This is a genomic window from uncultured Maribacter sp. (assembly GCF_947496775.1).
Lineage (GTDB): Bacteria > Bacteroidota > Bacteroidia > Flavobacteriales > Flavobacteriaceae > Maribacter_B.
In genome coordinates this window covers 458,882-474,674 of the sequence record NZ_CANMDU010000001.1, presented here as the reverse complement: position 1 = coordinate 474,674, position 15,793 = coordinate 458,882, and the positions used below count along the sequence as shown (strand labels likewise).

General features: G+C 33.4%; 14 protein-coding genes. All 14 read left to right on the top strand.

All coding sequences use genetic code 11. From position 1 onward, the window contains the following. Window positions 1–3 precede the first annotated feature (3 nt). The 14 genes from ruvA to Q0856_RS02155 all read left to right on the top strand — a co-directional run bounded on the left by ruvA (window position 4) and on the right by Q0856_RS02155 (window position 15,788). Window positions 4–585, top strand: coding sequence for a Holliday junction branch migration protein RuvA (ruvA, locus tag Q0856_RS02220; RefSeq protein WP_298473637.1), 582 nt, complete (start codon window positions 4–6; stop codon window positions 583–585). A gap of 5 nt (window positions 586–590) precedes the next feature. Further along, window positions 591–7,829 (top strand): cell surface protein SprA, encoded by a 7,239-nt coding sequence (sprA, locus tag Q0856_RS02215; RefSeq protein ID WP_298502180.1) that lies wholly within the window; start codon window positions 591–593, stop codon window positions 7,827–7,829. Window positions 7,830–7,924: 95 nt separating this feature from the next. Further along, window positions 7,925–8,305 carry a glycine cleavage system protein GcvH gene (gene gcvH / locus Q0856_RS02210; protein ID WP_298473631.1) on the top strand — a complete coding sequence of 127 codons (381 nt, stop codon included), beginning with the start codon at window positions 7,925–7,927 and terminating at the stop codon, window positions 8,303–8,305. A gap of 34 nt (window positions 8,306–8,339) precedes the next feature. Then, window positions 8,340–8,696: a VanZ family protein gene (locus Q0856_RS02205; RefSeq protein WP_298475126.1), complete on the top strand. Its 357-nt coding sequence runs from the start codon at window positions 8,340–8,342 to the stop codon at window positions 8,694–8,696. A 56-nt stretch (window positions 8,697–8,752) separates the two neighbouring features. Further along, window positions 8,753–9,457 (top strand): energy transducer TonB, encoded by a 705-nt coding sequence (locus Q0856_RS02200; RefSeq protein WP_298473628.1) that lies wholly within the window; start codon window positions 8,753–8,755, stop codon window positions 9,455–9,457. Window positions 9,458–9,576: 119 nt separating this feature from the next. After that, the gene (locus Q0856_RS02195) at window positions 9,577–10,380 is read left to right on the top strand and encodes an energy transducer TonB (protein WP_298502177.1); all 804 of its coding nucleotides are present in this window, start codon (window positions 9,577–9,579) and stop codon (window positions 10,378–10,380) included. Window positions 10,381–10,597: 217 nt separating this feature from the next. Then, on the top strand, window positions 10,598–11,497 hold the full coding sequence (cyoE, locus tag Q0856_RS02190) for a heme o synthase (protein WP_298502174.1): 900 nt from the start codon (window positions 10,598–10,600) through the stop codon (window positions 11,495–11,497). 5 nt (window positions 11,498–11,502) lie between these two features. Next, window positions 11,503–12,084, top strand: a complete 582-nt coding sequence (locus Q0856_RS02185) for a cytochrome c oxidase subunit 3 (protein ID WP_298473617.1) — start codon at window positions 11,503–11,505, stop codon at window positions 12,082–12,084. 97 nt (window positions 12,085–12,181) lie between these two features. Further along, window positions 12,182–13,159 (top strand): cytochrome c oxidase subunit 3, encoded by a 978-nt coding sequence (locus Q0856_RS02180; protein ID WP_298473614.1) that lies wholly within the window; start codon window positions 12,182–12,184, stop codon window positions 13,157–13,159. A 51-nt stretch (window positions 13,160–13,210) separates the two neighbouring features. Continuing rightward, window positions 13,211–13,594 carry a cytochrome C oxidase subunit IV family protein gene (locus tag Q0856_RS02175; RefSeq protein ID WP_298473612.1) on the top strand — a complete coding sequence of 128 codons (384 nt, stop codon included), beginning with the start codon at window positions 13,211–13,213 and terminating at the stop codon, window positions 13,592–13,594. Window positions 13,595–13,677: 83 nt separating this feature from the next. Next, window positions 13,678–14,307, top strand: a complete 630-nt coding sequence (locus Q0856_RS02170; RefSeq protein ID WP_298502172.1) for a hypothetical protein — start codon at window positions 13,678–13,680, stop codon at window positions 14,305–14,307. 2 nt (window positions 14,308–14,309) lie between these two features. After that, window positions 14,310–15,017, top strand: coding sequence for an SCO family protein (locus Q0856_RS02165; protein ID WP_298502169.1), 708 nt, complete (start codon window positions 14,310–14,312; stop codon window positions 15,015–15,017). Between the two features lies 1 nt (window position 15,018). Beyond that, window positions 15,019–15,555 (top strand): DUF420 domain-containing protein, encoded by a 537-nt coding sequence (locus tag Q0856_RS02160; protein WP_298502166.1) that lies wholly within the window; start codon window positions 15,019–15,021, stop codon window positions 15,553–15,555. A gap of 26 nt (window positions 15,556–15,581) precedes the next feature. After that, window positions 15,582–15,788: a hypothetical protein gene (locus Q0856_RS02155; protein ID WP_298473600.1), complete on the top strand. Its 207-nt coding sequence runs from the start codon at window positions 15,582–15,584 to the stop codon at window positions 15,786–15,788. The last annotated feature ends 5 nt before the right edge of the window (window positions 15,789–15,793 follow it).

The following is a 15,793-nucleotide window of genomic DNA, read 5'->3' as shown; positions in this document are numbered from 1 at the left end:
ATTATGATTACTCATCTTAACGGTAAATTAGTAGAAAAAAATCCAACGCATGTTATTATAGAATGTGCAGGAGTAGGATATTTTGTGAATATATCATTGCATACTTTTTCTAAAATTGGTGATGCAGAAAATATTCGACTTTTAACACATCTTCAAATTAAAGAAGATTCCCACACCTTGTATGGTTTTGTAGAAAAATCAGAAAGGGAGATTTTTAGGCTTTTACTGTCCGTATCTGGAATAGGTTCTAGTACAGCAAGAACTATGTTATCTTCTTTGGATCCAACACAATTAAAGAATGCTATTGCAACTGGAGATGTGCCGTCTATACAGTCTGTAAAAGGCATTGGAGCTAAAACTGCACAAAGGGTTATCTTAGATTTAAGAGATAAGATTTTGAAAGTTCATGATATTGATGAAGTTTACACTAGTTCAAACAATACAAATAAAGATGAAGCGTTATCTGCTTTAGAGGTTCTTGGATTTGTCAGAAGACAAGCAGAAAAAGTGGTTGATAAGATCATTAGCCAAGATCCTACACTTAGCGTCGAGGATATAATAAAACTCGCGCTTAAAAATTTGTAAGAAGTTTGAAACAAGGGGCAAAAAAAAATCTTAAATCTTCATTTAAGTTTGCTTTCCTATTGGTATTGTTTTTTGGAGCTACGGTAACCGCTGTTGCACAGGATAATACTGGGGATACAGCAAATGAACAACAGGTAGATTCTGTTAAGACGGGCTATGCTTTAGGAAAGTTAATACTTGAAAATCCAAACAGTATTGTGTCTAAATATTTATATGACGCAAATTTGGATCGTTATATCTATAATGAGAGTATTGGTGATTTTGATATAGGTTACCCTATTATACTTACTCCTGCGGAGTATTACGAATTAATTAAAAGAGAAGGCATAAAATCTTACTTTAAAGAAAAGTCAGATGCTTTCTCAGGAAAAAAAGCTGGTAGTAAAGATGCAAAAAAGAATTTATTACCTGTTTTTTATAAAGACAATAAGTTTTTTCAATCTATTTTTGGAGAAGGTGGTATAGAAGTAGTGCCTCAAGGCTCTGTTGCAATGGACTTAGGGGTTATATGGCAAAAAAATGATAACCCCTCTTTATCACCAAGAAATAGAACCAATTTATCTTTCGATTTTGATCAACGCATTAGTTTAAGTATGTTGGGTAAAATTGGAGAACGTCTTCAGGTTACTGCTAATTACGATACAGAAGCTACTTTCGATTTTCAAAATATTGTAAAGTTAGATTATACGCCTACGGAGGATGATATTATTCAGTCCATAGAAGTGGGTAATGTAAATATGCCTTTGAATAGCTCTTTAATTACTGGGGCGCAAAGCTTATTTGGGGTTAAAACTCAATTACAATTTGGTAAAACCAAAGTTACAGCAGTATTTTCAGAACAACGTTCTCAAAATAATACCGTTGTTGCGCAAGGTGGAGGAACAGTTAATGATTTTTCTATAACTGCTTTAGATTATGATGAGGATAAACACTTTTTCTTGTCTCATTACTTTAGAGATAATTATGATGATGCGCTAGCAAATTATCCGTACATCCGTAGTCAAATACAAATTACTCGTTTAGAAGTTTGGGTTACCAATCGTAGTCAGCAAACTTTAAATGTTAGGAATGTTGTAGCTATTCAGGATTTAGGAGAGGCTACCGAGGCTACTAGTAGAATTGGTCAATTAAATGGAAATCCTTCAGGGTTTTTTAATAATCCTAGTAATAGTTTGCCTAGGAATGACGCTAATGATTACAATCCAGACAATATAGGCTCAGGAGCTTTAACCGAGTCTATTAGAGATATTGCAACCGTAGAAGCAGGATTTAATATTCCAGGATATCAGGCAAATCAAGGGTTTGATTATGCTATTCTAGAAAATGCTCGAAAACTAGAGGCAGGTAGAGATTATGAGTATAATACACAATTAGGATATTTATCATTAAACCAAAGATTAAGTAATGATGAGGTTTTAGGAGTAGCGTTTCAATATACGTATAATGGAGAAGTGTATCAAGTTGGTGAATTTGCTAATGGTGGTTTGGACGCTACAACCGTTTCAGGAGGAGTTAACCCAATAATTGAGAATAACACATTAATTCTTAAGTTACTAAAAAGTAATATAACAAATATTACAGATCCAATATGGGATTTGATGATGAAAAATATATATGCTACGGGGGCATATAGATTAAGTCAAGAAGACTTTAAAATGAATATTTTGTATTCAGAAACTACACCAAGAAACTATATTACCCCTGTGGAGCCTTTTCCAGCGCCTATTAATGGTAATAAAGATTTAGAAGAAAGAATTTTATTAGATGTCTTTAATTTAGACAGATTAAATGCTTACAATGATTTACAACCAGGAGGAGATGGTTTTTTCGATTTTATTCCCGGATTAACCGTAGACACTCAAAATGGTAGAATTATATTCACCACAGTAGAACCGTTTGGCGAGTTTTTATTTGAGGAATTAGGAGGTGGTAATTATTCAGATGAGAACGAGGGGTCGTTTAATGAAAATCAAAAGAAATATGTCTTTAAAGACATGTATGAGCAAACAAAAACTGCAGCGCTACAAACTCCAGAAAAGAATAGGTTTTTATTAAAAGGACGTTATAAATCAGAAGGGAATAATGGTATTCCTATAGGGGCTTTTAATGTGCCTAGAGGATCGGTTAGAGTTACTGCTGGTGGTCGTCAATTACAAGAAGGCATAGACTATACCGTAAATTATCAAGCAGGTACGGTACAAATAATAGACCCTACTTTAGAAGCATCTAACACGCCAATTAATATTTCTGTTGAAAATAATGCGGTTTTCGGGCAACAAACAAGAAGATTTACAGGGGTTAATGTAGAACATCAATTTAATAAGAATTTTGTTTTAGGAGGTACGCTTTTGAATATGAACGAGCGCCCACTAACACAGAAATCGAATTACGGAGTTGAGCCTGTAAATAATACTATTTTTGGATTAAACAGTAATTTCTCTACAGAAGTTCCCTTTTTAACAAGAATGGTTAATAAGCTACCTAATATAGATACGGATGTTCCTTCTAATGTTTCTATGCGTGCGGAAATTGCTTGGTTAAGACCAAATTCCCCTAAAAATGCAGATTTCCAAGGAGAAACAACCACATACTTAGATGATTTTGAAGGGGCCCAAGCATTAATAGATATCCGCGCTTCTTTAGGATGGACACTCGCGAGTACTCCTTTGGAATTTGGAGATGCGAATGTTTTATTTGGTTCAGGAATAGAAGATCCAGATAATTTAAGAAACGGATTTGGAAGAGCTAAAATGGCTTGGTATACTATTGATCCTATTTTTTATACTAACCAAAGACCAGCAGATATTAGTGATGATGATATATCTACAAACCCTAGTCGTCGAGTTTTTATAGATGAGGTTTTTCCTAATACAGACGTAGCACAGGGGCAAACACAAGTGCAAAGTACTTTAGATATTGCTTATTATCCAGAAGCCAAAGGTCCCTATAATAATGACCCAAGTTTTGAAAATAAAGGAGGAGGAGAGAAATGGGCAGGAATTATGCGTTCATTAAGTAGTACCGATTTTGAACAATCTAATGTCGAGTTTGTACAATTTTGGGTATTGGATCCTTATGTAGATGGTATTGCTACAAGTTCAGGAGAATTGGTTTTTAACTTAGGTAATATTTCCGAAGATGTATTAAGGGATGGTAAAAAACAGTATGAAAACGGATTGCCAGATACTAATGGTACGGAGTCTACTAGATCAACTTCTTGGGGGGTAGTACCGCAAACGCAAGCTTTAGTATATGCTTTTGATGCTGAAGAAGCAAATAGAACAATGCAAGATGTAGGTTTTGACGGTTTAAATGATGCTGATGAAGGAGCTATATATAGCAATAATACTGGTAATGATCCGGCCTTAGACAATTATCAATACTATTTAAACAGAGATGGAAGTATTTTAGAACGTTATATAGATTTTAATAACCCTGACGGCAACTCTCCTGTTGCGGTATCTAATACGGATCGTGGTTCTACAACTTTGCCAGATGTAGAAGATATTGATAGAGATTTAACTATGAATACGGTAAATAGTTATTATGAATATCGTATTCAGATAAAACCAAATACTAGTATTAATGATACGTACGTAACAGATATAAAAGAAGGTGTTACGCCAGAACTACCTAATGGTTCTACTCTTAACCGTAGGTGGATCCAATATAAGATTCCGTTAAGTGATTTCTCAGCTGCTGTTGGTGGTATTACAGATTTTAGATCTGTAAGTTTCATGCGTATGTATATGACCGGTTTTACAACGCCTACTGTGTTACGTTTTGCTACTCTAGATTTAGTTCGTGGAGATTGGCGTACCTATACAAAATCTTTACAGGAAGATGATGTAGATAATAACGCTGCTGATGATGGGACAACTTTAGATGTAAATACAGTTAATGTAGAAGAAAACGGTACTAGAACACCTATACCTTATGTATTGCCTCCAGGAGTAGTTAGGGAGCAATTAAATAACAATAACACTATTATACGTCAGAATGAACAAGCATTATCTTTAAAGGTAGAGAATTTAGAATCTGAAGATTCTCGTGGGGTATTTAAAAATTTAGATATAGATATTCGTCAGTATAAAAAACTGAAAATGTTTATGCATGCAGAAAAAATAAATGATGGTGACTATTCAGACAATGCAACGCCTTTAGTTGGTTTCTTAAGAATAGGTACAGATTTTAGCGAAAACTATTACCAAATAGAATTGCCTTTGCAGTTTACACCATTCGGAACAAGTTCTGAAAACGAAATATGGCCAGATGTTAATCAGTTAGAGGTTTCCGTAAGCGATTTAAATGAAGTTAAGTCAAAAATAGTAGCTAGCGGAAACTTTGATGATGCGCAGTATTTTGATATTAATAACGGTACTATTACTCCAGTAGGGGAATTTGCTCCAAGAACTTTGGGTAGAATTCGTATAGGAATAAAAGGAAATCCATCTTTAGGAAGTATACGTTCTATGATGGTTGGTATAAAAAACTTGGATAATCTTAGGGCTCGAGGAGAAGTTTGGTTTAATGAACTTCGTTTAGCTGGTTTAGATAATAATGGAGGTTGGGCAGCCGTTGCAGCCGTAGATGCAAATATTGCAGATTTTGCTAATGTTTCTGCTACAGGAAGTAAAAGTACTTCGGGATTTGGTGCAGTAGATCAAATGCCTAATGAACGAGCGAGAGAAGACGCTATTACTTATGATGTGGTTACCAATGTTAATGTTGGGCAATTATTGCCAAAAAAATGGGGTATTCAACTTCCATTTAACTATGGAATATCAGAACAGGTAATTACACCAGAATTTGACCCTGTTTATGATGATCTTAAATTAAAGAGTCGTATTACAGCGGCAGAAAAAGAATATGATGATTTAAAATTAATAGATCCTGTAGCAGCAGAGAAAATAGCAAAAAATGCTGAAGTTATAGAAGAACAAGCAGAAGATTATACCAAACGTACTAGTATAAATCTAATCGGTGTTCGAAAGAATAGAGGTGAAGAAGCGGATGCTAATTTTTATGATGTGGAGAACTTTACGTTCAATTATTCATATAATGAAACCGATCATAGAGATTTTGAAATAGCAGAATTAAGAGATCAAAACGTGAATACAGGTTTCGTATATAGTCATAATTTTGATCCTGTAGAAGTTGCTCCTTTTGCGAAGAAAGATTCTATGTTAACGGGTAAATATTGGAAATGGCTAAAAGATTTGAATTTGAATTTATTGCCTTCGAGTATATCGGTAAATTCTAACATAAATAGGCAGTTTAACCAACAACGTTTTAGAGATGTTTTAGAAGAAGGTGTGGATAGATTAGAATTGCCAAAATTACAACAAAGAAATTATCAGTTTAACTGGCAATATGCCTTAAATTATAGTATTACTAAATCTTTACAATTAAACTTTAAAGGTTCTAATACTAATATTGTGCGTAATTACTTTGAAGAAGACGGTAATCCGGATTCAAGAATTAATCAAGACTTAGAATTGTGGGATGGTTTCTTTGATATAGGAGAACCAAACAGACATGCGCAAGAAATGCAGTTAAATTACGAAATTCCGTTCAATAAGATTCCTGCTCTAGATTTTATTAGTGCACAATATAGCTATACAAGTAATTTCGATTGGCAACGTGGAGGCGATGCTTTAGCTGAAGTAGCATCAGATTTTTTTAACGAGCGAGTTTCTATAAATACAGTTCAAAATGCTAATACACATAATCTTACTGCATCTTTGACTATGCAGAAGTTTTATGATTTGCTTGGACTTAAAAAGAGAACGGGTAAAATCACAGCAGCTAAAAATCCTCTAATGAGGAAAGATAAGGCAGGTAATGGGAAAGAAGAAAAGAAAGCTAAGAGCAAAACTAGTGGACTATTTAATACAGCCGTAGATGTATTAACTATGGTAAAACGTTTAAATATTAATTATAACGAAAGTAATGGAAAGGTTTTGCCAGGGTATACACAATCTATTGGTTTTATAGGAACTACCAGGCCATCTATTGGTTTTGTGTTTGGTAGTCAGGCCGATGTTCGTTTTGAAGCTGCTCGTAATGGTTGGTTAACTGAGTTCCCTGATTTTAACGAACAATATATAGAACGTACCAATAAGCAATTGAATATTACAGCAACAGCACAACCAATTCGCGATTTAACTATTGATTTATCTGCTGATAGGCAATATTCTAATAGCTATCAAGAAACGTATAGTGTTCAGGATTGGAAAGATGACAGATATGGACTTGTAAATCAATTTGGAAACTTTAGTATTTCTACTATCATGATTGGTACTGCATTTGGTAAGAGTGATGAGTTCGATTCTGAGACTTTTAATCAATTTAAAGAAAATCGTATTACTATTGCAAATAGAATAGAAGCAGATCGCGGTAATCCATCTTCGGGTGCGGTGGATGTTGAAGGTTTTCCTGCGGGTTATAGTAAAACACAACAAGATGTATTGTTGCCAGCATTTTTTGCAGCGTATACAGGTCAAAAAGCAGATAGAGTAAATTTAGATGCCTTTAGGGCAATACCAATTCCTAACTGGAATATAAAGTATACAGGTTTAATGCGAAATAAATGGTTTAAAAAGAAATTTAAACGCTTTTCTTTAAGTCATGGCTATAGAGCGTCTTATAGTATAAATTCTTTTCAGACAAATTTAGAAAGAGAAAATGGTGCCCGAGTAAATGATATAGAAGCGGGTGCAGCTAATCAAGATTTTTTGCCAGAACTTATAATGAACAATGTAGTTTTAACAGATCAGTTTAATCCTTTAGTGCGAGTTGATTTTGAAATGAAAAACTCTGTTAGTATTCTTGCAGAAGTTCGTACCGATAGAGCTTTGTCTTTGAGTTTTGACAATAGCTTGTTAACAGAGATTAATGGTAAGGAATATACAGTAGGTTTAGGCTATAGAATAAAAGATGTGCAATTCGTGACACATATAGGAGGAGAAAAAACAAGACTTAAAGGGGATTTAAACCTTAAGGCAGATGTTACAATGCGAGATAATATCACGATTATTAGAAATCTAGATATAGATAATAACCAAATAACTTCTGGGCAAAATCTATTGTCTATTAAGTTTACTGCAGATTACGCTCTAAGCAAGAGTTTAAATGCTTTGTTCTTTTATGATCATTCATTCTCTCAGTTTGCGGTTTCTACAGCTTTCCCGCAAACAACGATTAATGCAGGGTTCACTTTAAGATATAATTTCGGAAATTAATGTAAGTTTTGTTAGGAGCCTCTGGAATGAATATTTTTTTTGGAATTCTACTTTTAGATGCCTTACATTTGTTTTGCTAATTAAAAAATAAATCAATGAATATACCAGCAGAATTAAAATATACAAAAGATCACGAGTGGATAAGTGTGGAAGGAGATATTGCTACGGTAGGAATAACAGACTTTGCGCAAAGTGAGCTTGGTGATATAGTGTATGTTGAAGTTGAAACATTAGATGAAACCCTAGACCAAGATGAGGTTTTCGGTACTGTAGAGGCTGTTAAAACGGTTTCGGACTTGTTCTTGCCATTATCTGGAGAAATAATAGCTTTTAATGAAGGTTTAGAAGAAGAACCAGAAAAAGTAAACACGGATCCTTATGGGGAAGGTTGGATGATCAAAATAAAGATTAGTGATCCAGCGCAGATAGATGGGTTGTTGAATGATGCGGGTTACAAAGAACTGATAGGTGCTTAAGAAATATATATTTAGAATCGCATTTTTAAGCTGGATGGTGTTCGTAACATTTTCCAGCTTATTTTCTTTTTCGGAGGTAAGTACGCCAAGTTTTAATATCCCTCACCTAGATAAAGCCGTTCATTTTACTTTTTACTTTATGGCTGTAGTTTTAGGGGTGTTTGCTATAAGAGAGAAAACTCAAGGCTCAACTTCCCTAATAAAAGCTTTATTTGTAATGATTTGCGTTGCAATTGTTTTTGGTATGGTTATTGAAGTTATTCAATCCGTATATACTGCTGATAGACAAGGAGATGTGTTGGATGGGTTGGCAAATAGTATAGGTGCAATTTTTGGAGGAGCTATTACAAAAATCTATTTTTCAAAGAAATGGGCGTTAAAATGGAAATAGTATTTGGATTTGTAAAAAAATATTAGTTAAATTAGCAATCACTAAATTATATAAATATGGAACTTAAAAAGAATCCAAAAGCGGATTTAACAAAAAATAGCAGCATGTACTTTGTTATAGGGCTGGCTGTAGTTATGTTAGTTGTTTGGCGAGCATTAGAATGGAAAACGTATGAAAAAACAAATGAGTATGACGTTTCTATGAATGTAGATGAGGATTTAGATGAAGAAGTTCCAATGACAGAGCAAATTAAGACTCCACCACCACCACCACCACCAGCTGCGCCAGAAATTATTGAAGTTGTTGAGGATGAGGAAGAGGTTGAAGAGACAGTAATTGAGTCAACAGAAACAAGTCAAGAAGAAGAGGTTATTGAAGTAGAAGATGTTGAAGTTGAAGAAGTTTTTGATGATGTAGATGTACCTTTTGCGGTTATTGAAAATGTGCCTGTTTTCCCTGGTTGTGAAAAAGAAAGTAATAAGAGAGCTTGTTTTAACAAGATGATGCAAAAGCACATTAGTAAGAACTTCCGTTACCCAGAAATTGCTCAGGAAATGGGTGTTCAAGGTCGTGTTAGTGTAATGTTTGTTATACAAAAAGACGGTAGTATTGGTGGTGTTAGAATGCGTGGACCGGATAAAAACTTAGAAAAAGAAGCTGCAAGGATTATTGGTAAATTACCAAAAATGACTCCTGGTAAGCAAAGAGGAAGAGCGGTAAGAGTACCATTTAGTATTCCAATTACGTTCAAGTTGCAGTAAAATATTCCATATAAAATATGTAAAATCCCAAGCCTAGGCTTGGGATTTTTTTTTGGTACGCTTATTGTATTTTAACATAATTATAACAATCCCGATAATCGGGTCTAAAACGTAATATTATGAATAAAAATGCAAGTAACACAGCTAATTCTCACGGCAATGAGAATAGCGGAAAGAGTACCAGCACAAGCCATAGAAATGGCAAGCACAGTGTAAATTTACAAAAAAGAGGGTCTACAAGATTCCAGTTTGGGTTAATAATAGCCATGAGTTTGGTTTATTTTGCTTTGGAAGCTTCTTTTGAAAATTTAAAATCCAAGGAAGTTGCCCAAACGGATGCTATTGAAGAGGTTTTAGAATTTTATCCCGACACGTATATTGTGGAGGAAAAAGTTCCAAAGGAAAAACTTGTAACTCAGAAAAAAATTAAAGACCCAGTGTTTAAAGTTGTTGAGAATGATTATGACAATGACACTGGAGAAGAAGAGTTTATAGATATACCTGCGGATGATTCCTCAATGGATTTAAAGCCTGGTGATATTGAATTTGTAAAGGACCCTCCTGTAATAGAAGAGATGGTTTTTAGGTTAGTAGAAGATGCCCCAATTTTCCCTGGTTGTGAAAATGTAGAGCAAGGCGAACGTTTAGCTTGTTTTACAGATAAAATACAAAGGCATATTCAAAAAAATTTTAGGTATCCAGATGCTGCTAAGGAGATGAATATAAGAGGAAAAGTATATGTAGGCTTTAGAATTGGTAAAAACGGATATATTTCAGACATAGAATTACGAGGACCTCATAAATTATTAGAAAATGAGGCGGCTAGGATAATTGGGAAATTACCTAAAATGACACCAGGAAAACAAAGAGGGGTGCCAGTAAAAGTGCCCTTTAGCATTCCTATAAATTTTCAGTTAAATTAAAAGTTTAGTATTTAAATGGCTATGTGTAAATTTCATAGCCATTTTTCTTTTTTATATTAAATTATTTGGGATAGTAATGTATATATAGGTGTAAATAATTCGTTTTCATTGTATTATAAAATATTTCTGCATGTAAAAATAGAATTTAATTGAAGTAAATCTTTGTGAGGAATTAGACTTGGACTTATATTTGCAGCCCTTGACTAGAATATTAGAAATGAAGACTGTAACTAGCTCGGTAAAGAGTAATTCTTTTGGATTGTTATTTGCTGATTTTAAAGAAATTACGAAAGCAAGACTTGCTGTAAGTGTTGTTTTTTCTTCTATTGCAGGATATCTTTTAGGTGCTACTGAAATCGATTTTTGGGCAATTATACTATTGGCTTTTGGAGGGTATTGCATGGTTGGAGCCTCTAATGCATACAATCAAATCATTGAAAAAGATTTAGATGCTTTAATGAATAGGACTAAAAACAGACCTATACCAGCAGGAAGGATATCTGTTAATAAAGCTATGATCATGGCTGTTGTTTTAACGGTAATAGGAATTATTTCATTATATATTCTAAATCCTAAAACAGCAATGTTTGGGGCAATTTCTATTTTTCTTTACACCAGTGTGTATACACCTCTTAAAACAAAAACACCTTTGTCTGTTTTTGTGGGAGCTTTTCCTGGGGCAATTCCTTTCATGTTGGGTTGGGTAGCGGCAACAAATGATTTTGGTGTTGAGCCTGGAACCTTATTTATGATTCAATTTTTTTGGCAATTTCCTCATTTTTGGGCATTAGCTTGGATGTTAGATGAGGATTATAAAAAAGGTGGTTTTAAGATGTTGCCAACAGGTAAAAAAGATAAAGGAACAGCTTTACAGATAATAATGTATACTATTTGGATGATTGTGGTATCTGTAATCCCTGCTTTCGGTTTTACAGGAAGATTGCATTTATCTATTGTTGCTGCAGTTATTGTTTTTGTAATGGGTGTTGTTATGTTAGTGTACGCATTTAAATTGTACGAGAAAAGGGATAATCCGTCCGCAAGGAAATTAATGCTCGCTAGTGTAAGTTATATTACACTAATACAAATAGTTTATGTTATTGATAAATTTATATAATACCAATGGATTTAACACAAGGAACGGAGAAAGAGAAAAATAGTAGAGCAAAAAAAATGATGCTTTTGTTTGGTATTGTTAGTTTGCTTATGGGGTTTGCTGGGTGGACAAGTGCGTATATTATTAGTAGCAAAAGGGAAGATTGGATAAAGGAATTTAACTTACCAACATCTTTTTATATTAGTACGCTTATTATTATAATTAGTAGTGTAACTTATTTTTTGGCAAAAAAAGCTATTGAAACTAACAAAGGAAAACAAGGCACCGCGCTATTATGGGTAACTCTTTTGTTGGGGGTTGTTTTTATAGTCTTTCAGTTTAAGGGGTTTTCGGAGATGGTAGCCCAAGGCTACTACTTCACAGGGCCTACTAGTAGTATAAAAATGTCTTATATATTTTTAATAGCTATGGTGCATATTGCACATGTAGTAGCAGGAATAATATCTTTATTGGTAGTCTTGTACAATCAAATTAAAGGGAAATATTCCTCGGAAGATATACTTGGAGTTTCGCTTGGGGGCATTTTTTGGCATTTCTTAGGCCTGCTGTGGGTATATTTAATCCTCTTTATGACTATTGTAGAGTAATATTTTTAAATAAATTAGGTTTTGATAGAGAATCACTTTTTCTTAGTCAAAAAAAAAAGTATTTTTGTCGAAATTCTATTAATATAGTAATCTTTTTATGAGTACAACGGTAACAACAGGTACAGAAGAAAATGTTTGGAATGGCGGTAGTCACCAACCCTTAGGAGCAAGTTATGGTAAAATGATGATGTGGTTTTTCCTAGTCTCAGATGCCCTAACATTTTCAGGATTTCTTGCAGCTTACGGATTTTCACGTTTTAAATTTATAGAAACTTGGCCAATAGCTGATGAAGTTTTTACGCACGTTCCATTTACACATGGTAGCTACCCAATGATATACGTAGCACTAATGACTTTTATTTTAATTATGTCTTCTGTGACTATGGTTCTTGCTGTAGATGCAGGTCATAAAATGCAAAAGAACAAGGTTATATGGTATATGTTTTTAACCGTAATAGGTGGAGCTATATTCGTTGGTTCGCAAGCATGGGAGTGGAATACCTTTATAAAAGGAGACAAAGGTGCTTTGGAAACTAAAGGAGGAAGAATATTGCAATTTGTTAAAGCAGATACAGGAGAACGCGCTGCTTTAAGTGATTTTGCTGTTGCAATTCCTGGAGAGAGAGCAGAGCATCAAAGCAAAAATGGTGTTTGGTTCTATGGGGAAGGTAGTTTACCAAGTTATACTGTGAACGAAGTAGTAAAAGGGTTTAAAGCAAATTCAAATATTTTAGTACGTACAGAAACAATAAATGAAAAAGGACATAAGACCTTGCTTTCTAGAGAAGAATCGTTAGCAAAGCTTAAAAGTGCTACTCAGGTTGTAGAAGGGGCCAATCTTATTCATAATGAATATGGTAGTAGGTTATTTGCGGATTTCTTTTTCTTTATTACAGGTTTTCACGGTTTTCACGTATTGTCAGGGGTAATAATAAACCTTATAATTTTCTTTAATGTGGTTCTTGGTACGTATGAACGCAGAGGGCATTATGAAATGGTAGAGAAAGTTGGATTATACTGGCACTTTGTAGATTTAGTTTGGGTATTTGTATTTACATTTTTCTACTTAGTTTAATAATAAAATATAGATATACATTTCTATATATAGAAATTTAAAGCATAAATAATGGCACACGCACACAAATTAGAAATTTTTAGAGGTCTTTGGAAGTTTAAAAATAATACCCAAAAGATATGGGGTGTATTAGCTTTTTTAACATTTATTACGGCAATAGAAGTAATACTGGGTATTATTAAACCAGAATCTCTTACAGGAACATCTGTTCTTGGTATGAAATTATTAAACTGGATTTTTATTATTCTTACCTTGGTAAAAGCATATTATATTGCATGGGACTTTATGCACTTAAGAGATGAAAAATCGGCTTTTAGAAGAGCCATTGTATGGACACCTATATTTTTGGTTCTTTATTTAACATTTATCTTGCTTACTGAAGCAGATTATATATACAATGTATATAAGGATGGTTTCGTTACTTGGAACTTCTAAAGAATATATAGAATTAACAGAATAAAAGACGGTTTAATCACCGTCTTTTTTATTTTTGCATAGTTTTATTGGATAGTGAACATATGAAAAAAGTTTTTGTTTTAGTAGTGCTTTTCGTGCTTCCTGTGGTGGCTTACCTTTTTTTTGCATCTGGAGTTAATAATTTTGGAAAATTACCAACTCTAACTAAAGAAATTAGGAATGTTTCTAAGTTGGATGCTCAAGTTTCTTTTAAGAATAAAATAACCATATTAGGTTTTTTAGGGAATAACTTGGACAATAAAAAAGGAGCTGCGTTTAACCTTAATCAAAAGATATATAAACGTTTTTTTGCATTTAAGGATTTTCAATTTGTAATGGTTGTTCCTAAAGGAATGGAAGAGGAAGTAGAAGTGTTAAAAAAAGAGCTTTCTGCTTTATCAACTATAAGTAAATGGCATTTTGTTTTTGCAGAAATAGAAGATGTACAATCGCAATTTAATAGCTTAAAGACAAATTTAGAGCTAGATAAAAATTATGCTACACCTTATGTTTTTATAGTAGATAAAGATTTAAATTTAAGAGGAAGGACGGATGATAAGGACGAGGGAACTAAATATGGCTTTAATGCAAATTCTGTTGCTGATTTAAACAATAAAATGGAAGATGATGTAAAGATTATCTTAGCGGAATATCGTATGGCCTTAAAAAAGAATGCTGCAGTAAGAAATTAAAAATGAAAAATAAATATACCTATGTTTGGGTTTCTTTTGTGGTTTTGGTTTTTGGTATCATCTTTATACCGAGAATTATAGAAAGAATGCAAAGTGGAACAGTAGTTCAGAAAGATAGAATGAGTCGTTTGTCTTTTATAGAGTCGAATGGGGAACGCAAAAAGGTGCCAGAATTTTCATTTATCAATCAGGATAGTTTAGTAATTACAAATAAAGATTATTTAGGTAAGGTGTATGTGGTAGAGTTTTTCTTTACAACATGTCCTTCTATTTGTCCTATTATGAGTCGTAATCTTGTTGAGATTAAGAATGAGTTTAAAGATTTTCAAAATTTTGGAGTTGCTTCTTTTACCATTAATCCAGAATATGATACTCCAATAGTATTGAAAGAATATGCAGAAAAATATGGAATAACTAATTTAGATTGGCATTTGCTTACAGGAGAAAGGGATAAGATTTATGAATTAGCAAATAAGGGCTTTTATATTATTGCAAAAGAAGCTCCAGAGGTTCCAGGTGGCTTTGAACATTCTGGAATGTTTGCACTTGTAGATAAAAACGGATTTATGCGGTCTAGGTTAGACGCTGCGAATAACCCCATGATTTATTACAGAGGAACCATTACGGAAGATCAAGGCGAAAATAAAGAGGGAGAAAAGGAACAGATATCAATTTTAAAAGAGGATATCAAAAGATTATTAAAAGAATAATATGTCGTCAATTGTAGAAAGAGAAAAGCAATTTAATAAGCTAATTACAATAGTTTCTATTGTTATACCTGTAGTAGTAGCAATTCTTTTTGGGGTTAAAATACCTAATGTAAAACCACTTACTTTTTTACCTCCTATATATGCCAGTATAAATGGTGTAACGGCAGTTCTTTTAATTTGTGCGGTTTGGGCTATAAAGAATGGAAAACAAAGGTTACATGAAAATTTAATGAAAACATGTATAGCCTTGTCATTACTTTTTTTACTCATGTACATTGGGTATCATATGACATCAGAATCTACCTCTTTTGGCGGGGTTGGTATTGTAAAATATATTTATTTATTTATATTAATAACGCATATTATACTCTCTATTGCAATAATTCCAATGGTATTGCGAACTTATGCTAAAGCTTATTTAGGACTTTATAAAGAGCATAGAAGGTTGGCAAAAATAACATTCCCAATATGGTTATATGTTGCAATTACTGGTGTGGTAGTATATATCATGATATCCCCATATTACGTGTACTCTTAATGTAGTTTTTAAAATTAGGTGTTGTTATGAAGAAAATAATTGTTTTATTATTTGTGTTTTTACTGTTGCCGGAAATTTCTTTTGCGCAATGCGCAATGTGTAGAGCTGTATTAGAGAGTGGTGAGAATACAGCAGTTGCTGAAGGGGTTAATAACGGTATTGTTTACCTTATGGCAATCCCTTATATTTTAGTAGGTGGAGTATTTTATTTTGTCTATAAAAAAATGAAATAAGTATT